The sequence below is a fragment of the Virgibacillus ainsalahensis genome (assembly GCF_055380755.1).
Genome location: NZ_AP043943.1, coordinates 2955048 through 2977934 on the forward strand (window position 1 = coordinate 2955048; position 22887 = coordinate 2977934).

Sequence of the window (22887 nt, forward strand, 5' to 3'; positions counted from 1 at the left end):
ATTTTAGCTAACTACTGCCAGGATGTCACTTTCACGAAGAACTAAGTATTCTGTACCTTCATATTTCACTTCAGTACCCGCAAATTTTGAGAAGATAATGCTGTCACCTTCTGCAACTTCGAGTGCAACTTTCTCTCCATTATCTGTAACGCGGCCAGAACCTACTGCAACTACTTTACCTTCCTGTGGTTTTTCTTTTGCAGAGTCTGGAAGTACAATACCGCTTGCAGTTTTCTCTTCTTGTTCCACAAGCTCAATAACTACGCGATCTCCTAGTGGTTTAATCATGTAGAAAGCCTCCTTAATTCCATATCATTATTTTTTGTTTATTAGCACTCGAAGGTAATGAGTGCTAATCCCAATTATTATAATAAATAATTCGTCTAAAAAATGCAAGAATAAAGTAATAATATTTCACAACTTTATTTAGACTGAATCCGACAAAATCTGAGAGGGACATGGCTCAGTATCACGACATATATGATCAACATGTGATAAAATACGTAATATGTATGATTTGTACATGAAAACATATATTATTATAATCACAAACTATTAAAGGAGTCGTTTTATTTTGCCGAAACGGTATTGGTGGGTTATTCTAACCTATATCATTATGCAATTTTCAGGAATTATTGGTGCACCAATCCTGTATGCCTTATTTCCAATAAGTGATTTTGATGCTGTTATTTACTGGTCCATTTTCAGTTTTGCAGGAGCACTTGTTGTTACGTTGCTATTATTAAAGCCTGATATGAAAATGGGTAGTCAGCGTGATGCATCCTCCATAGGAGAAATTATCGTCTGGTCTGTTCTGGGGGTATTCATGGCCTTTGCTGCACAAACTATTGCCGGTGTGATTGAGATGGAGCTTCTAGGAATTGATCCCGGCTCTGAAAACACCCAGGAAATTATGGATATATCACGTGCTGCACCAATATTTATGATTATCCCGGCAATAATCGCACCTGTTTTGGAAGAAATTATTTTCCGAAAAATTATTTTCGGCAGCTTTTATAAACGGGTAAATTTCTTTTTTGCGGCATTATTATCAGCCTTAATTTTTGGGTTTATCCATTTAGACCCGACACATATTTTGATTTATGCTTCCATGGGGTTTGTCTTTGCATTTTTATATGTAAAAACCAAACGAATTATTGTCCCGATCATCGTGCACGCAGCAATGAACACGATTGTAGTTATAGCACAATTCGGTTTGAGTCCGGAAGATATTGAAGACATGCAGCGGCAACTGGAACAAATGATGATATTTATAGGAGGATAAGCATGAAGATGTCACCATTGGCAATGGCCGTTATCTATTTTTCCATGGGGGTGCTTTTTATTTATGTAGCAATCCAATATGCTGATGATACGATTTGGAATGTTACAACCCTCATCCTTGCAGCTGTTGCTGCACTTGACTTTGGAGTAGGTATTCGAATGATTAAAATGCATTTTAGTCGGAAAAAGTAAGAAAAGTTCGTGACGCCTTGGTCACCCTAAGGCAAGAGGAAGTTCGACTAAGAGCGCCACATCCGTGGCAACATTATTTATAGGTGAAAGCTTTATACTTTCTTTACTAGTGACAAAAGGAGCTGCGCAGCTCCTTTTGTTTTCCCCCTATTGAATACTACTTAATTTTTCCAGCCACTCATCCCTGTCTTTAATGTCTTTTTCCATTGTTGTATAACGGACAACCAAAAGGTCATTATCCTTCACAAATACGTTTCCAAGCTCTTCCTGATCGAACTGTACATCATCTTCAGATAAAGAAAATTCATACATTCCCTCATGTTCTGTTTCTTCAATCCTGTTGAATTCTAATTCACCTGTAGTCTCTTCCGATAAATTAGTCTCCATCGAATGCATAAAGTTCGCTATTCCGATGTCGTCCATCCCTTCCTGGAAATAATGAATCGTTAAAAGCTGCGAATAGTTTTCAAATGTCTCTCCATCAGTCAGAAACTCTGCAATCGCTTCCCCCTCATCTTCCTGATAATTTCCGAGTGTCCATTTATCCTCATCAAAGGGCATTTGGAGGTCGGTAAACACTTCTGCGTAACCTCCTTTAATTGCTATTTCCTCTGCGGATGACACTTCTTCTATTGCTTCATCTTTTTCATCAAGTTGACGGATCGATTCCTTTTCTTCAGAAGCATCATTATCTTCTTGTTTATCATCTTCGGTTGTTTCACGCTCTAATTCGTATTGTGTTGTTAGATCTTCCGTTTCCTCACTGCTAGAACCTCTTGCACATGCACTAACAATAAGACTGAGCAGCACAATGATGACTACTGCAAACATCTTCTTTTCTTTCATGTCAGCTTTCTCTCCTATTCAACAATCCCATTTTGTAAGGCATGGGACTTCCACATAAAAACACCCCACTGAATTAAACATTCCGAAGTGTGGAGACGTCATTCTTTTGTATCTAAAGGATAATGTTTGAGAAAATACACCAATGACTGTAACTCAACGGCCAGATCGATATGGTGTACACGAATATGTTCCGGCACCGTTATCCGTGCAGGGGTAAAATTAAGAATACCTTCAATTCCATATTGTACAAGCCGGTCCGTAATTCCATCCGCTTCACTTGCCGGAATGGTCAGAATAGCAACCTTTATACCAGACATCTTTTTTTCCATCTCATCAATATGGTAAACAGGAACTTCACCAATATCTGATCCGGCCTTTTCAGGGTCTGCATCGAAAGCCATCTGAATTTTTATATTATTATTTTTCATAAAATTATAATTTAAAAATGCTGTACCAAGATTACCTACACCGATTAAGGCAACCTCTGTTACTTCATCCTGATCCAATGTTTTACGGAAAAAACCAAGCAGGTATTCCACATTATAGCCATATCCCTTTTTACCCAATGCCCCAAAATAAGAAAAATCTCTCCGTATGGTTGCTGAATCAACTTTCACAGCCTCACTGAGTTCCTTGGAAGATACCCGTGATTTCCCTTGCTGATTCAAATTATTTAAAAATCGATAGTATAAGGGTAAACGTTTCGCAGTTGCCTGTGGGATTTTATTCTGTACCATTGTTACGCCTCTTTTCACTTCATTCATTTTTGCACAATGTATATATTATTTTAACAGAATTACGGGGAAAAGTCGTGATTAATTTCACAATTCCATCGCCTGCCTTGCCTGCCTGATTACATATACGATAAACTAGAATGGATGAGGTGAACGTAATGATATTAATGCAGTTAAACGGAGTATCCAAGTCCTTTGGAGCGGATGAAATTTTAAATAATGTCAAACTTGAAATAAAAGATAATGAGCGCATCGCGATTGTAGGGAGAAATGGTGCGGGTAAATCAACACTGCTGAAAATTATGGCAGGTGAATTCACCTATGATGAGGGCGAATTCTTTAAGCCAAAAGACCTTACTATTGGCTATCTTTCCCAGCATACGTCATTGGAATCTAAAAAAACCATTTGGGATGAAATGATGGAAGTATTCCAGCATCTAACCGATCAGGAATTGGAACTAAAGGCAATTGAAAAAAAGATGGCAGAAAATACGGACATGCAGACTGCAGATTCTGAAAAACTTTTACACGAATATGACAGACTTCAGCAAACTTTTCAAAGAGACGGTGGTTATACATATGAAGCGGAGATAAAGGCTGTTTTAAATGGTCTGAATTTCCAGGATTACACAAATGAAACACCAATCAGTGATTTAAGCGGCGGACAGAAAACACGCCTGGCATTAGGAAAACTGTTATTAACCAAACCGCAATTGCTCATATTGGATGAACCAACGAACCATCTGGATATTGACACACTCGGCTGGTTGGAAAATTATTTATCGAGCTATCCCGGGGCTGTCGTTATCGTATCCCATGATCGTTACTTTTTAGATAAAACGGTTTCCATTGTTTATGAAATATCCCGACATAAAACGAAGAAATATCATGGAACATATAGTAAATTTCTTGAGCAAAAATCCCTTGACTACGAGCGGGACTTAAAAGAATTTGAGAAACAGCAGACTGAAATTAGGAAAATGGAAGATTTTGTCCAGCGAAACATTGCCCGTGCCTCCACAACCAAACGCGCACAGAGCAGACGAAAACAGCTCCAGAAAATGGATAAACTGGATAAGCCTTTAGGCGATGAGTCTTCTGCAAACTTCTCCTTTCAAATAAACCGGCGGAGCGGTAACGATGTGCTAAAAATGGATAATCTTAAATTTAAATATGAGGATGACAGTCAGCCCTTGTTTACGAATGCAAAACTGCATGTAAACCGTGGGGAAAGAATTGCACTTGTAGGTCCAAATGGAGTCGGAAAAACCACATTACTGAAGATAATAATGGGTGTATTAAAACCAAAAGATGGAACCATTCAAATTGGAACAAATGTGCAAATCGGCTACTATGACCAGGAACAGGCGAACCTGACTTCTTCCAAAACCGTTCTGCAAGAATTATGGGATGAGTATCCGAATGTCAATGAAAAGGATATTCGCACCGTTTTAGGTAATTTTCTATTTTCTGGAGATGATGTACTAAAGCCTGTTCAGGCATTAAGTGGCGGAGAGAAGGCACGGCTTGCATTGGCAAAATTAATGATGCAAAAAGCGAATCTACTTATCCTGGATGAACCTACAAACCATCTGGATATCGATAGCAAGGAAGTATTGGAAGCTGCACTCACTGATTTTCCGGGAACCATTATTTTCGTATCCCATGACCGCTATTTCATTAACAAAATTACGGACCAGGTAGCAGAAATGCAACAGGATGGAATTACAATCTACCTTGGAGACTATGATTATTATATTGAGAAAAAAGCAGAAGCAGCTGAAATAGCAAGACTGCAACAAACGGAAGAAACCGTTCAGAAAACGAATAAGAAAAAGTTGGACTTCCAGAAAGATAAGCAGCAACAGCGTGAAGAACGCAAGAAACAGCGCCGAATTACGGAACTTGAAGATACCATCGAAGAGATTGAATTGGAAATTTCCAAACTGGAAGAAAAAATGACCGATCCCGATATCTATCAGGATCATGAGAAGGCACTTGAGCTGACAGAAAAAACAGGCGAACTAAAAAAAGAAGCAGAATCCCTTATGGAAGAATGGACAGCATTGCAGGATGGCTAAATGCTGATTATACAGTGGAACAAAAAGCTCGGGAATCCTTCATATTCTGAGTAAATTAGCTGTTTTCATTAAAGAGCTAGTAGCGGCATGCTCTTAATCACCATGTTGGTTTCTTATCTGCTAATAAAAAACACACCCATACGCCTGCAATTTGCAGTGTATGGGTGTTTTCTATTTAAAAAGATAATCATTTTGAATGGTATGTTCCACAGCCACACGATAAACAATTCCAAAACCAATCATTGTGGATAAGACACTGCTTCCACCATAACTTATCAACAACAATGGAATACCAGTAACAGGCATTATCCCCAGTGTCATTCCGATATTTTGAAATGCATGAATCAACAATACACTGAAATAGCCAAAACATAGATATGAAGCAAATGCAGAATGCTTATATGTGTTTAACCCCAGCGTAACCAATTTATACAAAAGCATAAAATAAAGGAAAATAACAAGCGCACTGCCAATAAAACCAAAACTTTCTCCAATTACGGAAAAAATAAAGTCTGTATGTGCTTCTGGATAATTCACTTCTAATCCGCTTAAGCCCTTTCCAAATAACTGTCCCGACCCGAGTCCCATAAAGGCCTGATCAAAATGCCAGGTCGCGTCGTTGGATGGCTGAGTAGGATTAAACCATGTCAAAATTCGATTAATTTGATATTGTTCAATCCCTATCACTTCTTCTGCAAAATTAGGAAATTGAAGAATAATTCCCAGAAGAGCTGCTGCAAAAGCAGCCCCTCCAGCAGCCAAAGCACCAATAATTTTCCAACTGATCCCGGACAATATGATGAACATGCCCAAGACAAATAAATATACCATGGCGGTACCAAAATCTGGCTGCATCATAATTAACAAAATAGGCGCTACAACAATGGCTATCAGTTTAACCAACAAGAAACAGTCTGTTTTCAATGAAGTAACCTCATATTTAGCTTTATGGCGACTTACAGTTGCAGCAAGATAGACAATTGTGGACATCTTTACAAATTCAGCAGGCTGCAGGGAAAAAAGACCCGGCAGCTGGAACCAGCTTTTTGCACCATTTACTGGGCTTGCTATACTGGGCGGACTTATCAACAACACAAATAATAGAAAAACACCAAATCCATAGATAAAAATACTAGCTTTAAAGAGTTGATCCAAATCAAAGTATTGAATAGCTGCGACAATACACGCACCAGCACTGAACCAGACAATTTGCTGCAGAACAAAATTTGTCCCATCATTTTGCTCCAGCTGCTGGGCATTATAAATAGCCAAAAGACTTACACAAACAAATAAAATAAATAACATAATAAAATCAGTTTGCATATAATAAGATTGCTTTTTATTCATAGCATAATCACCAAATTTCTTTCCGCTTCTCCAAATAATTATCCACAATCATTTTTGATGTAAAAAAGCTTTAAAACTAGTTGTTAACAAAGTTATGCACATTATCCACAGTCCCGCGAGAAGTTATCCACTTAATTAATCAACAGGCATTGTGTTTATGTTATAGGGTTTCATGAATATTGTGCACAGGACTGTGGATAACTAGTTATTTTAATAATAGCGAAGCATTGGCGTTTAGATCCAACCCCGAAAACTTCCCCTGTTCATAAGCAATTGTTCCTGCTGCAGCAATCATCGCTGCGTTATCCGTACATAGATTCAATGGTGGAATTAGCAACGGGATATCTACTTCCGCAAATTTTTCGTGCAGTACACTTCTTAAGCCATTATTTGCAGCTACCCCACCTGCTACGATAACCTGTTTCACGTTATATTCCTTTGCTGCACGCACCGTTTTCACTGCCAGGACGTCAATGACACTTGCCTGGAAGCTTGCAGCAATATCTGCTGCTTTCAATTCTTCCCCGCGTTGCTTAGCATTGTGTATTTTGTTGATAACTGCTGATTTCAGCCCACTGAAACTAAAGTTATAACTTCCCTCTTCCAGCCATGCCCGGGGAAAATCGATAGTCTCTTCTCCTTCACCGGCTAAACGATCAATATGTGGTCCTCCTGGATAAGGCAATTTTAGCATCCTTGCGACTTTGTCATAAGCTTCTCCAGCTGCATCATCAAGCGTTTCACCAATTACTTCATACGTCCCATGTTCTTTCATCAAAACAAGCTCTGTATGACCCCCTGAGACAATGAGGGCAAGCAGCGGGAATTTGAACTCCTCTTCCAAACGATTAGCATAAATATGTCCGGCAATATGATGGACACCAATTAGCGGTTTTTGTTTCGCAAAAGCCAAAGCCTTCGCAGAATTGACGCCTACCAGGAGCGCACCAACAAGTCCTGGTCCCTCCGTAACTGCAATCGCATCAATATCTTCCCAATTCACTGCAGCTTCATGAAACGCTTCTTCCAACACAATGGTCATCTGTTCCACATGATGCCGGGATGCGATCTCCGGAACTACTCCGCCAAATCGTTTGTGACTTTCTATTTGTGAGGCAACGGTATTGGAAACAATTTCCCTTCCATTCTTCACAATAGCCACTGCCGTTTCATCACAGCTTGTTTCAATACCTAATATATTTATATCTTTTTTCATCGTAAATTCACCCACATCACTATAGCATCTTCCTGGTCATCGACGTAATAATTTTTTCGGATACCACCAGGAACAAGTCCAAATTTCTGATACATTTTCTGTGCCACGATATTCGATTTTCGTACTTCCAATGACAGACGGGAAACCCCCATCATAACCGCCTGCTGGATGGTATATTGAAAGAGCCTCTCACCAAGTTTCTGTCCCCGGAACTCCGGCATAACAGCAATATTCGTAATTTGTGCATCATCAATGATAATCCATGTTCCAGCATACCCAATGATTTTATTATCAAGTTCCATTACAAAATAATGGGCGTGCATGTTATCTACAAGCTCCTGATAAAAAATATCCGTTGTCCAAGGTATCGTAAACGATGCCCGTTCCACTTCCATCACTTGATCGACATCGTCTGTCATCATCTTTCTTAACATGAGCTCAGCCATTTTGCTTTTCCTTCTGGGCTTTCATCCAATTAGCCTCTGCCTCTGCCAGTCGCAAATAATTTGGTGTTAATGTATGGATGGCTTCAGGTTCGCTGTTGCTAGCTGCCAAAGCTAAATGACTTGCTTTAGATAAATGATAGGGGCCTTCTGGTATAATTGCAAATTCATCCATACTGTCGGTAATTGCTTCTTTGTATAATGAAACATCCGGACTGAGGAATAGCACTTGTTTTTTCTCTTTGGAAAGCTGTTGCAGGAGCTCTTGCATTGAAATATTCGATTCTTCAAAGACCGGGGCAAGCTTATCGCCTTTCCATTCGTAGACACCTGAAAAAACCATCCCGCGCCGTGCATCAAAGAATGGGCAAATATAAGCATTAAAAAACCTTCCCTGATAAGCAAGGACTTTTAAGCTTGATACACCCACAATAGGAATATTAAGTGACCATGCCAAAGACTTTGCGGTTGCTAACCCAATTCGGACTCCAGTATAAGATCCGGGCCCTTTTGCGACAGCTATTCTGTCCAATTGGTCAGGAGGCATCGAAACCTCCTTCATCAGGTGATCGATTGCCGGCATTAACCGCACTGAGTGATTCTTTGCTAAATTTGTAGTGACTTCACCGATAATTTGTCCATCTTTAAGTATTGCCACACCCAATACTTGATTCGATGTATCTATTGCAAGTATATTCATTCCAACGTAACTCCTTTAAAAAACTTGGCTTTCCGTAAAATCTTAGGCGTTCCCTTAGCCTATACGTATGTAGTAAAAAAATTTATACTTACTTAACTGCTTAAAAACGTTATAAGCTTGGACGCATTAATTCATTAATAACCCTTTCATAGTGTGAACCTTTCGGGTTAAATTCCAGCGTTCTTGAGTTTTCATCAACATAGCTAATTTTAATCGCTAATCGTTCATTTGGCAAAAATTCTTCGATATATTGCGCCCATTCCACAACAGATATACCTTCTCCATTAAAGTATTCCTCAAATCCAATATCCTCGTCAGAATTCTCCAGCCTATAAACATCCATATGGTAAAAAGGAAGTTCTCCTTCATATTCTTTTACTATCGTAAATGTCGGACTGCTGACATTACGTTTCACACCAAGGCCATTCGCTATTCCCTTTGTAAACGTCGTTTTACCGGCACCAAGATCACCTTCCAGTGTAATTACATCACCAGGCTTCAGCATGACGGCCAGCCGCTCAGCCAATAGTTTCGTCTCCTGAGCTGTCTGTGTATTTATCTGATGTTTATCCATCATTGCACCTACTTTAAATGAGTGTATCCTTTTTTATATAATTGAAATTTCCTATTATGTTCTTCTAAAAACACCTTACCATAAGTATCGTCTGCTGTAACATAACCTATCCTTGTCACTTGTGTATTTGTACCATTTGCAATTTCCTTTACCTTCATCCAATTATCTTCGGAAACTGTGCCCAACAGTTCAAAATCCTCACCACCATAAAATTTCCATTTATGCTGCAAATCTTTAGGAAACTGTGTGTAACCTTGGCTTATTGGTATTCTATCCTCATTTAGTATTAGATTAACCTGGGAAGCTTCTGCAATCTCTGCAGCTTCATTTGCGATCCCATCACTAATGTCATTTAAGGCAACTCGGGGAATATTTCCTAGTTCCTTTGCAAATTCAACTCGAGGACTGGGCATTTGATGCCGACGAATATAATACCTTTCATACAAATAGTCCCCGGGATTTGTTAAAATATGAAAACCTGCCTGTGAATCTCCTAATGTTCCTGTTGCAAAGATAACATCGCCAGGTTGCGCCTCACTTCGGTAACGAGCCTTCCCTTGATTAACATAACCAATGACAGTAATTGAGAGCGAAAGTTCTGCACCGGAAACCGTATCTCCACCAATTAGATCCATATTGTACTTTTGAGCCAATTCCTTCATGCCGAAAAAAATTCCTTCCAACTCGTCCATGGTCCATGATTTTGGAATCACGATAGATACAAGATAAAAAGCAGGCGTTGCTCCCATCGCAGTCAAATCACTGATATTTGCCGCCAGCCCACGATAGCCAGCATGAATAGGTTCCATTGTATCCTTTGAAAAATGAACGCCCTCAACAAATGTATCTACAGCAGTTACAATATCCTTGGTCTGCTGACGAAAAACCGCAGCATCATCACCAATACCCTTAATCAATGTATTCTGTTCATAAATCTGTTGTTTAATTGAATCTATAAATGAAAATTCATCCATTTATTCATCACCATTTTCTATTATTAGACTACACTTATGATAGCAAAAAGACAGTGAAAAGGAAAAAATAATGTTAATGACAGGCGTTCTACAAGATGCCTGAATCGATAAACGACGTAACGTTTGTAACAATGAAGCGTTATCTTCAGGAACAAGCAAGCGTGCAGCCCAGTTATGTGCTTTTTAATTGTACTTATGTGAATGGAAATGTCCGATAATACGACTATCTTTAAGATTGAATCAGGTAATTTTAAAATAAAAAAATATTATTCTAAAGGCTGGGACTACAATTATGCTTCCCACCGAAAAGACTTGGGGCAACGCCTATGTAAACAACATCGTGTTGGCCCGTGGCTGAAGCGTTGCCTCCAGAAAACGACTGCTCGGATTGGTAATCAACCTAGCTGTTACGTCGTATTTTATATCAATTGTGAAGGATAAAGACAACAAAATTTACGAAAAGAGCCATTAAAAAACACATGATTTTTAAAATCATGTGTGTGTATGTATTTCTTTTATAAAAATGGCGGTCCGGACGGGACTCGAACCCGCGACCTCCTGCGTGACAGGCAGGCATTCTAACCAACTGAACTACCGGACCAGATTTAAATGGATAAATAGCACTACTGATCTTCAACTAGCTCAGAAGCCAGAAGCAATGTAGTTAATTAAACAATTTTGGTTGCGGGGGCAGGATTTGAACCTACGACCTCTGGGTTATGAGCCCAACGAGCTACCAGACTGCTCCACCCCGCGATATGAAATAATAATATTAAGTAGTTTTGTGAAGCCTGGCGGCGTCCTACTCTTGCAGGGACAACGTCCCAACTACCATCGGCGCTGGAGAGCTTAACTTCTGTGTTCGGCATGGGAACAGGTGTGACCTCTCCGCTCTTGCTACCAGACATTCCTCAAAACAAGGACAAGATATATTATATGCCTTTTCAAATGAAAATGCAAGTTTTTTTATTATACCTTGAAAACTAAATAAGAGTTAAAACAACAGACATCATAAAGAAGTTAGTTAAGTCCTCGATCGATTAGTATTCGTCAGCTGCACATGTCACCATGCTTCCACCTCGAACCTATCAACCTCATCGTCTCTGAGGGATCTTACTCACTCGAAGTGATGGGAAGTCTCATCTTGAGGGGGGCTTCATGCTTAGATGCTTTCAGCACTTATCCTTGCCACACGTAGCTACCCAGCCATGCTCCTGGCGGAACAACTGGTACACCAGCGGTGTGTCCATCCCGGTCCTCTCGTACTAAGGACAGCTCCTCTCAAACTTCCAACGCCCACGACGGATAGGGACCGAACTGTCTCACGACGTTCTGAACCCAGCTCGCGTACCGCTTTAATGGGCGAACAGCCCAACCCTTGGGACCGACTACAGCCCCAGGATGCGATGAGCCGACATCGAGGTGCCAAACCTCCCCGTCGATGTGAACTCTTGGGGGAGATAAGCCTGTTATCCCCGGGGTAGCTTTTATCCGTTGAGCGATGGCCCTTCCATGCGGAACCACCGGATCACTAAGCCCGACTTTCGTCCCTGCTCGACTTGTAGGTCTCGCAGTCAAGCTCCCTTCTGCCTTTGCACTCTGCGAATGATTTCCAACCATTCTGAGGGAACCTTTGGGCGCCTCCGTTACCTTTTGGGAGGCGACCGCCCCAGTCAAACTGCCCGCCTGAAACTGTCTCCGAACCGGTTCACGGTCCTGGGTTAGAAAGTTCATACAGCCAGGGTGGTATCCCACGGGTGCCTCCACGTAAGCTAGCGCTCACGCTTCTCAGGCTCCCACCTATCCTGTACAAGCTGCACAAACATTCAATATCAGGCTACAGTAAAGCTCCACGGGGTCTTTCCGTCCTGTCGCGGGTAATGTGCATCTTCACACATCGTATAATTTCACCGGGTCTCTCGTTGAGACAGTGCCCAAGTCGTTGCACCTTTCGTGCGGGTCGGAACTTACCCGACAAGGAATTTCGCTACCTTAGGACCGTTATAGTTACGGCCGCCGTTTACTGGGGCTTCGGTTCTACGCTTCGCACGTAAGTGCTAACGCTTCCCCTTAACCTTCCAGCACCGGGCAGGTGTCAGCCCCTATACTTCGCCTTTCGGCTTCGCAGAGACCTGTGTTTTTGCTAAACAGTCGCTTGGGCCTATTCACTGCGGCTCACTCACAAGTGAGCACCCCTTCTCCCGAAGTTACGGGGTCATTTTGCCGAGTTCCTTAACGAGAGTTCTCCCGCTCACCTTAGGATTCTCTCCTCGCCTACCTGTGTCGGTTTGCGGTACGGGCACCTATGATCTAACTAGAGGCTTTTCTTGGCAGTGTGAAATCAGGAACTTCGGTACTAAATTTCCCTCCCCATCACAGCTTGAAATTGTTGGACGGATTTGCCTATCCAACTTTCTCACTGCTTGGGCGCACACATCCATCGGTGCGCATTCCTTATCCTACTGCGTCCCCCCATCGTTCAAACAATCATGAGGTGGTACAGGAATATCTGCCTGTTGTCCATCGCCTACGCCTTTCGGCCTCGGCTTAGGTCCCGACTAACCCTGAGAGGACGAGCCTTCCTCAGGAAACCTTAGGCATTCGGTGAAAGAGATTCTCACTCTTTTTTCGCTACTCATACCGGCATTCTCACTTCCAGGCGCTCCACCAGTCCTCACGGTCTGACTTCACGGCACCTGGAACGCTCTCCTACCATTGTTCAAAGAACAATCCGCAGCTTCGGTGATACGTTTAGCCCCGGTACATTTTCGGCGCAGAGTCACTCGACCAGTGAGCTATTACGCACTCTTTAAATGATGGCTGCTTCTAAGCCAACATCCTGGTTGTCTGGGCAACTCCACATCCTTTTCCACTTAACGTATACTTTGGGACCTTAGCTGGCGGTCTGGGCTGTTTCCCTCTCGACTATGAACCTTATCACCCATAGTCTGACTCCCAAGGTAAAGTAGCTGGCATTCGGAGTTTGACTGAATTCGGTAACCCGGTGAGGGCCCCTCGTCCAATCAGTGCTCTACCTCCAGTACTCTATCTCCTTGAGGCTAGCCCTAAAGCTATTTCGGAGAGAACCAGCTATCTCCGTGTTCGATTGGCATTTCACCCCTACCCACACCTCATCCCCGCATTTTTCAACATACGTGGGTTCGGGCCTCCAGTCAGTGTTACCTGACCTTCACCCTGGACATGGGTAGATCACACGGTTTCGGGTCTACGACCGCATACTGCATTCGCCCTGTTCAGACTCGCTTTCGCTGCGGCTCCGTGTCTTCCACTTAACCTTGCATACGATCGTAACTCGCCGGTCCATTCTACAAAAGGTACGCCGTCACCCATTAACGGGCTTCGACTACTTGTAAGCGCACGGTTTCAGGTTCTCTTTCACTCCCCTCCCGGGGTGCTTTTCACCTTTCCCTCACGGTACTGGTTCACTATCGGTCACTAGGGAGTATTTAGCCTTGGGAGATGGTCCTCCCGGATTCCGACGGAATTCCTCGTGTTCCGCCGTACTCAGGATCCACTCCGGAGGAAATTCCTTTTCGACTACAGGGCTCTTACCCGCTATGGCTGATCGTTCCAGATCATTCGTCTAAGGAATTTCTTTGTAACTCCTGGTGGAGTGTCCTACAACCCCAGAAAGCAAGCTTTCTGGTTTGGGCTGATTCCGTTTCGCTCGCCGCTACTTGGGAAATCGCGTTTGCTTTCTCTTCCTCCGGGTACTGAGATGTTTCAGTTCCCCGGGTCTGCCTCCTGTGCCCTATGTATTCAGACACAAGTCCTGTTCCATTACGAACAGTGGGTTTCCCCATTCGGAAATTCTCGGATCATAGTTTACTTACAACTCCCCGAGACATATCGGTGTTAGTCCCGTCCTTCATCGGCTCCTAGTGCCAAGGCATCCACCGTGCGCCCTTATTCACTTAACTAGCGTTACTGTGAATAAGCGTACGAATTTAAATTCGCCTTCGCTTTATTTCAAAAAAATTGATGTCGTTGTTACTCTTATTTAGTTTTCAAGGTACAAGTTTCCACATGACGTGGTGACTTCTGTGTTCGTCACAGGACGTGACGGTCTTTAACAGAAGGTCCTTGGAGAGATTCACTCTCTCAAAACTGAACCAAACAACCAAGTATGTTTCCGTAATATATCCTTAGAAAGGAGGTGATCCAGCCGCACCTTCCGATACGGCTACCTTGTTACGACTTCACCCCAATCATTGGTCCCACCTTCGGCGGCTGGCTCCAAAAGGTTACCTCACCGACTTCGGGTGTTACCAACTCTCGTGGTGTGACGGGCGGTGTGTACAAGGCCCGGGAACGTATTCACCGCGGCATGCTGATCCGCGATTACTAGCGATTCCGGCTTCATGCAGGCGAGTTGCAGCCTGCAATCCGAACTGAGAATGGTTTTATGGGATTTGCTTGACCTTGCGGTTTCGCTGCCCTTTGTTCCATCCATTGTAGCACGTGTGTAGCCCAGGTCATAAGGGGCATGATGATTTGACGTCATCCCCACCTTCCTCCGGTTTGTCACCGGCAGTCAGATTAGAGTGCCCAACTAAATGCTGGCAACTAATCTCAAGGGTTGCGCTCGTTGCGGGACTTAACCCAACATCTCACGACACGAGCTGACGACAACCATGCACCACCTGTCACTCTGTCCCCGAAGGGAACTCGGTATCTCTACCGATAGCAGAGGATGTCAAGACCTGGTAAGGTTCTTCGCGTTGCTTCGAATTAAACCACATGCTCCACCGCTTGTGCGGGCCCCCGTCAATTCTTTTGAGTTTCAGCCTTGCGGCCGTACTCCCCAGGCGGAGTGCTTAATGCGTTAACTTCAGCACTAAGGGGCGGAAACCCCCTAACACCTAGCACTCATCGTTTACGGCGTGGACTACCAGGGTATCTAATCCTGTTCGCTCCCCACGCTTTCGCACCTCAGCGTCAGTTACAGACCAGAGAGTCGCCTTCGCCACTGGTGTTCCTCCACATCTCTACGCATTTCACCGCTACACGTGGAATTCCACTCTCCTCTTCTGTACTCAAGTCCTCCAGTTTCCAATGACCCTCCACGGTTAAGCCGTGGGCTTTCACATCAGACTTAAAAGACCGCCTGCGCGCGCTTTACGCCCAATAATTCCGGACAACGCTTGCCCCCTACGTATTACCGCGGCTGCTGGCACGTAGTTAGCCGGGGCTTTCTGGTTAGGTACCGTCAAGGTGCCGCCCTATTTGAACGGCACTTGTTCTTCCCTAATAACAGAGTTTTACGATCCGAAAACCTTCATCACTCACGCGGCGTTGCACCGTCAGACTTTCGTCCATTGCGGATGATTCCCTACTGCTGCCTCCCGTAGGAGTCTGGGCCGTGTCTCAGTCCCAGTGTGGCCGATCACCCTCTCAGGTCGGCTACGCATCGTCGCCTTGGTGAGCCGTTATCTCACCAACTAGCTAATGCGCCGCGGGCCCATCTGTAAATGACAGCATAAATGCCGCCTTTCAACTTCCACTCATGAGAGTAAAAGTGTTATCCGGTATTAGCTCGCGTTTCCGCGAGTTATCCCAGTCTTACAGGTAGGTTGCCCACGTGTTACTCACCCGTCCGCCGCTCGTTCCACAAGCGCACACCCCGAAGGGTGATTGCTTACTTCCCGCGCTCGACTTGCATGTATTAGGCACGCCGCCAGCGTTCGTCCTGAGCCAAGATCAAACTCTCCAAAAAAGTTTGAAATAAGATTAACACCAATCAATCTTATATACTTAGCTTTTCTCAGAAGCGTTAACTTCTGATTTGTTTAAAGAAAAACAGGTTATGTTCTTCTTGACATACTGGTTGTTTTGTTCAGTTTTCAAAGAGCGAAAATCGTTTGCCGCTTCAAAACAGCGACTTTATAAATGTAACATGTTGACTAGTTGATGTCAACTGTTTTTTCACTTCTTTTTTACTTTCAAGGAGTGAAATGGGCCTGAGTGGACTCGAACCACCGACCTCACGCTTATCAGGCGTGCGCTCTAACCAGCTGAGCTACAGGCCCATAGTTGAAATGGAGCGGGTGAAGGGAATCGAACCCTCATCATCAGCTTGGAAGGCTGAGGTTTTACCACTAAACTACACCCGCATAATTATTGATTATCTATTATAATGAAGTGTCTTTATATAATTGAAATCATTTTTAACGATGGTCGGGAAGACAGGATTCGAACCTGCGACCCCATGGTCCCAAACCATGTGCTCTACCAAGCTGAGCTACTTCCCGTAGAAATGGCGCGCCCGAGAGGAGTCGAACCCCTAACCTCTTGATCCGTAGTCAAGCGCTCTATCCAATTGAGCTACGGGCGCATTAAAGCAACCTCTCAAGCATAACATGACTAACGATGCTTCGCAAGAACTTTTTTGAAAAAGTGCGGTCGAGAGGACTTGAACCTCCACGGGATTAACTCCCACTAGGCCCTCAACCTAGCGCGTCTGCCATTCCGCCACGACCGCATGGTTTCTATAAAGAGTTTCTTTTTTATATTGTTAATTAAAGTGAAAAATAAAATGCTGTGCATAATCACAGCAATTATTAATGCGGATGAAGGGAGTCGAACCCCCACGTCCGTTAAGACACTAGAGCCTGATTCTAGCGCGTCTGCCAGTTCCGCCACATCCGCAATTGGTGAGCCATGGAGGATTCGAACCTCCGACCCTCTGATTAAAAGTCAGATGCTCTGCCGGCTGAGCTAATGGCTCTTTTGTATAATAACACTTGATTGTTTCATTATTTACATTATTAGAAAATACAAATTGGCTGGGCTACCAGGATTCGAACCTGGGATACACGGGATCAAAACCCGATGCCTTACCGCTTGGCTATAGCCCAACAAGTGGCGGTCCGGACGGGACTCGAACCCGCGACCTCCTGCGTGACAGGCAGGCATTCTAACCAACTGAACTACCGGACCCAACCTAATTTTTATTTTAAATAAAGATGACCCGTACGGGATTCGAACCCGTGTTACCGCCGTGAAAGGGCGGTGTCTTAACCGCTTGACCAACGGGCCAATTAACAATGGCGGAGAAGGAGGGATTTGAACCCTCGCGCCGCTTACACGACCTACACCCTTAGCAGGGGCGCCTCTTCAGCCACTTGAGTACTTCTCCATATGGCTCCACAGGCAGGATTCGAACCTGCGACCGATCGGTTAACAGCCGATAGCTCTACCACTGAGCTACTGTGGAATAATCTGAATGTGCGTTTCATTTTAGAGCAATGCTTGTCCTATTGCGTGAATAAGGCAACGAGAAATATAATACAACATTTTTAACGCATTGTCAATTGTTTCAAAAAAGATTTTTTTGTAGAAACGCGCTGTAATTAATCAGCTTATTTAATTTACCACGGATGACAAAATTCGTCAATGGATTATCAAATAAATTTTTCTAAGAATGTTGGAACTAAATATTTAAGTTATTGTATAAGCCACTGCCGGCTTTGAAGATTAGGCCAGTTAAGTCTTCAGATAAGAAACCAACATGGCGGCTATGAGCATGCCGCCACCATCTTTAATGAAAACAGCTAATTTAACCAGAAGGGTGTTTTCTAAAAGATTAGGACTACAGTTACTAGTCCCACTGAAAAGACATGTCGCTTTTGAAGCAAAAGGTATAAAGTACAACATAACTTGAAATGAAGGTTGATGCTTTTTTCCCGCTGCGAAAATCAGCATAGCATTTACGCCACAATTGATAAAATGAGACGTTAAAGAGCAACAAAATTTACGAATAGGGCCAACCAGAGAAAGGTATAATCTTGGCTGATGGTAATTATACTGAATAATTTTCCCGTTTTAATAACAGTTGTTTTCATACAAAAACCCCCAAAAACAGCGATGGGATTGTTCTTTCAACACGCGGATCAATTTAACATCGCGCATGAGTTTTTATTTGTCAACCTTCTTTCTCAGTAGCGACACAGGTCTGTCTTTAATTCTTTTGTTCCCTCATTAATCCTTACCTTATTCCGATATCTTTTCCAACTTACCACCACACTTGCCACATCTGTATTTATTCAAATTAACCCTTCTTATTCTTTTATATTCGTGCTTGCATTTCTTACACTTATACAGATGATTGTATTTTTTTCTTTGGGATGGCAAAGGATTACAGTGCCTGGGTGACCCCGTCTTTTTCAGTAACATCTTAAAATCCTTATCACCATGTTTATATCCTTTTCCTTCTATATGAAGATGATAATGACACAGCTCGTGTTTAATAATACCTGTAAACTCATCGGGTTCCATTTCGAGCGCATATTTTGGATTTAGTTCTACTACCTTCTTAGCAGGGATATATCTGCCTCCCGTTGTACGAAGGCGCTTATTGAATGTCACCTCATGTTTAAACGGCTTATTAAAGTATATTAAAGATAATTCATTTACAAGCTTATAAAGTTCTTTATCATTTAACTGATCCATTTGCGAAAAACTTCCTTTGCTGTCATTTCATTTCTATTATTTTATTCTATCTTATCTATGAAATTTTTCCTTGTTAATACAATACCAAATTCTTTTCCCTATTCAAATATTATTCACAAAAGCACACTCTCTATTTAAAATCATTGTAATTAAACATTGATTTTCATTTGAATTGTATTATAATTGAATGTAGGCAATATAATTCTATATTTCAGGAAGGGGAATAATATTGAGTAATAATAGAAAAACACTTACTAGTGGAAATGGAAGCCCAGTTGGAGACAATCAAAATTCGATTACTGCTGGTGAGCGTGGCCCAGTTCTACTTCAAGATTATCATTTAGTTGAAAAACTGGCACACTTTAATAGAGAGCGTATTCCCGAGCGTGTCGTTCATGCGAAAGGTGCAGGAGCATTTGGATACTTCGAGGTTACAAATGATGAAATTTCCAAATATACGAAAGCTGATTTCCTAAGTGAAAAAGGGAAACGCTCTGAAACGTTCATTCGTTTCTCCACAGTTGCCGGTGAGCAGGGATATCCTGATACCGTACGTGACCCCCGTGGATTTGCGCTTAGATTTTATACAGAAGAAGGAAACTATGATTTAGTTGGGAATAACACACCTATTTTCTTTATTCGCGATTCAATTAAGTTCCCTGATTTTATTCATACACAAAAGCGTCTTCCGAACGGCCTAAAAGATCCTAACATGGTTTGGGATTTCTGGTCATTATCACCGGAGTCACTGCACCAAATCACTTACTTACATGGAGACCGTGGTATTCCTGCAACTTACCGTCATATGAATGGTTATGGAAGCCATACGTATAAATGGGTAAATGCTGATGGTGAAGCATTCTGGGTGAAATACCATTTTATCAGTGATCAAGGCGTCAAAGCACTGGATACAGACCTTGCTGATAAACTTGCCGGTGAAAACCCTGATTTTCATAGAGAAGATTTATATAATTCCATTGAAGATGGTGATCATCCTTCATGGACATTATATGTTCAAATTATCCCATATGAAGATTATAAAACACACGAATGGGATCTGTTCGATGTAACAAAAACAGTGTCTAAAAAAGACTATCCAAGAATTGAAGTTGGTAAACTCGTACTAAACCAAAACCCGGGGAACTTCTTCCAGGATGTAGAACAAGCTGCACTGACACCTGGGAATTTTGTACCTGGAATTGAAGCATCACCGGATAAAATGCTTCAAGGACGTATATTCAGTTATGGCGATGCACATCGCTATCGTGTTGGTGCAAACCATCAGCAAATTCCTGTTAACCGTCCGAAAAACGAAAACAATTATCAGCGCGATGGTTTCATGGCGGTGAATGGCAACGGAGGACAATCTCCAGTTTATGAGCCTAATAGTGTAAACGGACCAGCCGAAGATTCATCCACAAAAATCAAGCCATTCGAAGTTGCCGGCGAAGCAGACAGTGTTCCTTATGACAGTGAAGATCACTATACGCAACCCGGAAACCTTTATCGTCTGATGAGTGAAGATGAAAAAGCACGTCTGGTGAAAAACTTCGCTGACCATATGAGACCTGTTAAGAGTGACGAAATCAAACTGCGTCAAATTGAACATTTCTACAAAGCAGATCCGGATTGGGGCACTAGAGTTGCTGAAGATTTAGGTTTGTCTGTTCCAGAAAGTGTAAAATAATCTAGTAATCTATGAAGAATAGTGCTGTAAAACCCAGCACTATTCTTTTTTTGCAGTAAAGAAAATATAAAAATTTGGATTAGAAGCCGTTTTAAATTTTTTCCATACTTAACCTATTCCCAGCAGAGAAAAGCCGGCTACTAGTGTAACCGGCTTTTTATTATTTCTCACTATTAACCATTGTTAATGCAATCCGGCCTTTGTTAACATCAATCTGCTCAACCCAGACGGTCACAACATCACCTACTGAAGTGATATCCATCGGGTGTTTCACAAATCTATCAGCCATTTTCGAAATATGGACAAGTCCATCCTGTTTCACTCCAATGTCCACGAAAACCCCAAAGTCAACAACATTTCTTACAGTGCCTTGCATTTCCATTCCTGGGGTTAAATCCTCCAGTGTCATCACATTTTGTTTCAGTAGAGGCTGCGGAAAGTCATCACGGGGATCACGTTCCGGACGGCTTAAATAGTTCATGATATCAATCAATGTCGGTTCACCGATTTCCAGAGAATCCGCAGTCTCTTTTGTATGCAATGTATTCATTTTTTCACGGAGCTTATCTGATCCAATATCTGCTAACTGACAATCAATCATTTCCAGAAGTTTTTCGGTATGTTTATAGCTTTCCGGGTGTATTGGTGTCCGGTCCAAAGGATGGCTACCATCAACAATACGAAGAAAGCCAATCCCCTGTTCATATGTTTTTGCACCTAGGCGTGGTATTTTCTTTAATTGTTTGCGATTCGTAAATTTCCCTTCCTCATCTCTTTGATTGACAATATTATTTGCTACCGTTTTGCTTAGGCCCGCAACATATTGAAGCAATGAGGAAGATGCGGTATTAACATTCACGCCAACCTGGTTAACTGCTGTTTCAACAACAAAAGTTAATGATTCATTCAGTGCTTTTTGACTGACATCATGCTGGTATTGCCCCACTCCAATGGATTTCGGATCGATTTTTACAAGCTCTGCAAGTGGATCCTGTACACGGCGTGCGATGGATGCTGCACTTCTTTCCTCCACTTGCAGATCTGGAAATTCCTCACGAGCCAGCTTAGAGGCAGAATAAACACTTGCACCTGCTTCGTTAACAATAATATATGGTACATCCAGGTTATTATTGGTAATGACATCTGAAATGAATTGTTCTGTTTCACGGGAGGCAGTACCATTGCCAATTGCGATAAGTTCGATCTGATATTTATTAACAAATTCCATCACCATTTTCTCCGCACCTTTTGTATCATTCTTCGGTGCAGTCGGATACATCACATTGACCTCATGAACCTTCCCTGTTTCATCGACAACAGCAAGCTTACAGCCCGTCCGATAAGCTGGGTCAACGCCTAATACCATTTTTCCTTTTAACGGTGGTTGCAGCAGCAAATTTTTAAGGTTTACGGAAAATACCTCAATCGCCTGTTCCTCTGCTTTTTCCGTCAGACTACTGCGGATTTCTCTCTCAATGGATGGTTGAATCAATCGTTTATAACTATCCTCAATTGCATGATTTAATACTTCCACGACTCTGCCTACTGTGTTTTTATTGATTATTTTTTTCTGTAAAAACTCCACGATTCTGTCAGCAGGTGGCATAATTCCCACTTTAAGTACATTTTCCTTTTCGCCCCGATTTAAGGCCAATATACGATGGGATACCAATGAACGGACAGCTTCATTATAATCATAATACATTTCGTAAACACGCTTTTCATCTTTTTCCGCATCTTTCACTGCTGATTGAACCATGCCCCGTTTAAAGGTCTCCTCGCGTATATATTCGCGATATGCCGGCTCATCCGAGATCCATTCTGCAATGATATTATTTACTCCTGTAATTACTTCTTCTACTGTATGTAATTCATGCTCTTCGGATAGATAGTTTTTAGCTTCTTCATCGATTGCTGTGATTTCCTGTTGCCAAAGCAGCTCTGCTAAGGGCTCTAATCCTTTTTCCTTTGCAATTGTTGCTTTTGTTCTGCGCTTTTGTTTGTATGGGCGATATAAATCCTCCACCCGTTGCAGCTGTGTCGCTTGTTTAATTTCCTTTTCCAGTTCTTCTGTTAACTTTCCTTGTTCATCGATGATACGAAGTACTTCCTGTTTTCTTTCCGAGAGATTGAGCGCATATGTCCATTTATCCTGAACAGCCTTAATCTGTACTTCATCCAGTCCGCCAGTTACTTCTTTCCGATAACGAGCGATAAACGGTACTGTATTTCCCTCATCCAATAATGCGATTACTTTGTTTACTGTGGTTGTATTTATCTGGGTCTCCTTGGAAACCCAACCACTTAATTGCTGTTCTATTTCCATTGTCACGTTGG

Annotated in this window: 15 protein-coding genes, 14 tRNA genes and 3 rRNA genes; 4 read left to right on the top strand and 28 right to left on the bottom strand. The window is 42.4% G+C overall.

Annotated elements, in window-relative coordinates:
- Positions 1-3: 3 nt before the first annotated feature.
- Positions 4-288 carry a co-chaperone GroES gene (groES, locus tag ACZ427_RS14490; RefSeq protein WP_461177083.1) on the bottom strand — a complete coding sequence of 95 codons (285 nt, stop codon included), beginning with the start codon at positions 286-288 and terminating at the stop codon, positions 4-6.
- 286 nt (positions 289-574) lie between these two features.
- On the opposite strand from groES, the gene ACZ427_RS14495 reads away from it, so the two are divergent.
- Together ACZ427_RS14495 and ACZ427_RS14500 are read left to right on the top strand one after the other, a co-directional pair.
- Positions 575-1285, top strand: a complete 711-nt coding sequence (locus ACZ427_RS14495; protein ID WP_461177082.1) for a CPBP family intramembrane glutamic endopeptidase — start codon at positions 575-577, stop codon at positions 1283-1285.
- 2 nt (positions 1286-1287) lie between these two features.
- Positions 1288-1476, top strand: coding sequence for a YdiK family protein (locus ACZ427_RS14500; protein ID WP_461177081.1), 189 nt, complete (start codon positions 1288-1290; stop codon positions 1474-1476).
- Between the two features lie 147 nt (positions 1477-1623).
- On the opposite strand, the gene ACZ427_RS14505 is transcribed toward ACZ427_RS14500, so the two are convergent.
- Positions 1624-2322 carry a hypothetical protein gene (locus ACZ427_RS14505; protein WP_461177080.1) on the bottom strand — a complete coding sequence of 233 codons (699 nt, stop codon included), beginning with the start codon at positions 2320-2322 and terminating at the stop codon, positions 1624-1626.
- 98 nt (positions 2323-2420) lie between these two features.
- Positions 2421-3059 carry a redox-sensing transcriptional repressor Rex gene (locus ACZ427_RS14510; protein WP_461177079.1) on the bottom strand — a complete coding sequence of 213 codons (639 nt, stop codon included), beginning with the start codon at positions 3057-3059 and terminating at the stop codon, positions 2421-2423.
- Between the two features lie 155 nt (positions 3060-3214).
- Here ACZ427_RS14510 and ACZ427_RS14515 point away from each other — a divergent pair, with 155 nt between their 5' ends.
- Positions 3215-5137 carry an ABC-F family ATP-binding cassette domain-containing protein gene (locus tag ACZ427_RS14515; protein WP_461177078.1) on the top strand — a complete coding sequence of 641 codons (1923 nt, stop codon included), beginning with the start codon at positions 3215-3217 and terminating at the stop codon, positions 5135-5137.
- 171 nt (positions 5138-5308) lie between these two features.
- Here the strand turns inward: ACZ427_RS14515 and ACZ427_RS14520 are convergent, their stop codons facing one another.
- The 24 genes from ACZ427_RS14520 to ACZ427_RS14635 all read right to left on the bottom strand — a co-directional run bounded on the left by ACZ427_RS14520 (position 5309) and on the right by ACZ427_RS14635 (position 18863).
- Positions 5309-6484 carry an FtsW/RodA/SpoVE family cell cycle protein gene (locus tag ACZ427_RS14520; protein WP_461177077.1) on the bottom strand — a complete coding sequence of 392 codons (1176 nt, stop codon included), beginning with the start codon at positions 6482-6484 and terminating at the stop codon, positions 5309-5311.
- Positions 6485-6689: 205 nt separating this feature from the next.
- Positions 6690-7700 (bottom strand): tRNA (adenosine(37)-N6)-threonylcarbamoyltransferase complex transferase subunit TsaD, encoded by a 1011-nt coding sequence (gene tsaD / locus ACZ427_RS14525; protein WP_461177076.1) that lies wholly within the window; start codon positions 7698-7700, stop codon positions 6690-6692.
- Positions 7697-8146 (bottom strand): ribosomal protein S18-alanine N-acetyltransferase, encoded by a 450-nt coding sequence (gene rimI, locus ACZ427_RS14530; RefSeq protein WP_461177075.1) that lies wholly within the window; start codon positions 8144-8146, stop codon positions 7697-7699. The genes tsaD and rimI overlap by 4 nt, the downstream gene beginning before the upstream one ends.
- Positions 8139-8843, bottom strand: coding sequence for a tRNA (adenosine(37)-N6)-threonylcarbamoyltransferase complex dimerization subunit type 1 TsaB (tsaB, locus tag ACZ427_RS14535; protein WP_461177074.1), 705 nt, complete (start codon positions 8841-8843; stop codon positions 8139-8141). The genes rimI and tsaB overlap by 8 nt, the downstream gene beginning before the upstream one ends.
- A gap of 109 nt (positions 8844-8952) precedes the next feature.
- The gene (gene tsaE / locus ACZ427_RS14540; RefSeq protein ID WP_461177073.1) at positions 8953-9417 is read right to left on the bottom strand and encodes a tRNA (adenosine(37)-N6)-threonylcarbamoyltransferase complex ATPase subunit type 1 TsaE; all 465 of its coding nucleotides are present in this window, start codon (positions 9415-9417) and stop codon (positions 8953-8955) included.
- Positions 9418-9425: 8 nt separating this feature from the next.
- Complete coding sequence (gene thiL / locus ACZ427_RS14545; RefSeq protein ID WP_461177072.1) at positions 9426-10391, bottom strand: thiamine-phosphate kinase; 966 nt, start codon at positions 10389-10391, stop codon at positions 9426-9428.
- Positions 10392-10915: 524 nt separating this feature from the next.
- Positions 10916-10992: transfer RNA gene (locus tag ACZ427_RS14550), tRNA-Asp, on the bottom strand.
- Between the two features lie 78 nt (positions 10993-11070).
- Positions 11071-11147 (bottom strand) — tRNA-Met (locus ACZ427_RS14555).
- A 33-nt stretch (positions 11148-11180) separates the two neighbouring features.
- A 5S ribosomal RNA gene (rrf, locus tag ACZ427_RS14560) occupies positions 11181-11296 on the bottom strand.
- A 115-nt stretch (positions 11297-11411) separates the two neighbouring features.
- A 23S ribosomal RNA gene (locus ACZ427_RS14565) occupies positions 11412-14332 on the bottom strand.
- 229 nt (positions 14333-14561) lie between these two features.
- Positions 14562-16128 (bottom strand): 16S ribosomal RNA (locus tag ACZ427_RS14570).
- The 16S, 23S and 5S rRNA genes sit together here with 14 tRNA genes alongside, the layout of an rRNA operon.
- A gap of 239 nt (positions 16129-16367) precedes the next feature.
- Positions 16368-16441: transfer RNA gene (locus ACZ427_RS14575), tRNA-Ile, on the bottom strand.
- A 10-nt stretch (positions 16442-16451) separates the two neighbouring features.
- A tRNA-Gly gene (locus ACZ427_RS14580) sits at positions 16452-16525 on the bottom strand.
- Positions 16526-16586: 61 nt separating this feature from the next.
- Positions 16587-16663, bottom strand: a tRNA-Pro gene (locus ACZ427_RS14585).
- Positions 16664-16669: 6 nt separating this feature from the next.
- Positions 16670-16746 (bottom strand) — tRNA-Arg (locus ACZ427_RS14590).
- A 63-nt stretch (positions 16747-16809) separates the two neighbouring features.
- A tRNA-Leu gene (locus ACZ427_RS14595) sits at positions 16810-16893 on the bottom strand.
- 83 nt (positions 16894-16976) lie between these two features.
- Positions 16977-17060 (bottom strand) — tRNA-Leu (locus tag ACZ427_RS14600).
- Between the two features lie 3 nt (positions 17061-17063).
- Positions 17064-17139 (bottom strand) — tRNA-Lys (locus ACZ427_RS14605).
- A 55-nt stretch (positions 17140-17194) separates the two neighbouring features.
- Positions 17195-17269: transfer RNA gene (locus ACZ427_RS14610), tRNA-Gln, on the bottom strand.
- A 5-nt stretch (positions 17270-17274) separates the two neighbouring features.
- Positions 17275-17351: transfer RNA gene (locus ACZ427_RS14615), tRNA-Asp, on the bottom strand.
- A 27-nt stretch (positions 17352-17378) separates the two neighbouring features.
- Positions 17379-17450, bottom strand: a tRNA-Glu gene (locus ACZ427_RS14620).
- A 9-nt stretch (positions 17451-17459) separates the two neighbouring features.
- Positions 17460-17550, bottom strand: a tRNA-Ser gene (locus ACZ427_RS14625).
- Between the two features lie 3 nt (positions 17551-17553).
- Positions 17554-17628: transfer RNA gene (locus tag ACZ427_RS14630), tRNA-Asn, on the bottom strand.
- 776 nt (positions 17629-18404) lie between these two features.
- Positions 18405-18863, bottom strand: a complete 459-nt coding sequence (locus ACZ427_RS14635) for a SprT family protein (protein ID WP_461176821.1) — start codon at positions 18861-18863, stop codon at positions 18405-18407.
- A gap of 229 nt (positions 18864-19092) precedes the next feature.
- Between ACZ427_RS14635 and ACZ427_RS14640 the strand changes: the two genes are divergently transcribed.
- Positions 19093-20550 (top strand): catalase, encoded by a 1458-nt coding sequence (locus ACZ427_RS14640; protein WP_461176822.1) that lies wholly within the window; start codon positions 19093-19095, stop codon positions 20548-20550.
- Between the two features lie 160 nt (positions 20551-20710).
- Here ACZ427_RS14640 and ACZ427_RS14645 read toward each other — a convergent pair whose 3' ends face one another.
- Positions 20711-22876: a Tex family protein gene (locus ACZ427_RS14645; RefSeq protein WP_461177063.1), complete on the bottom strand. Its 2166-nt coding sequence runs from the start codon at positions 22874-22876 to the stop codon at positions 20711-20713.
- Positions 22877-22887 lie beyond the last annotated feature (11 nt).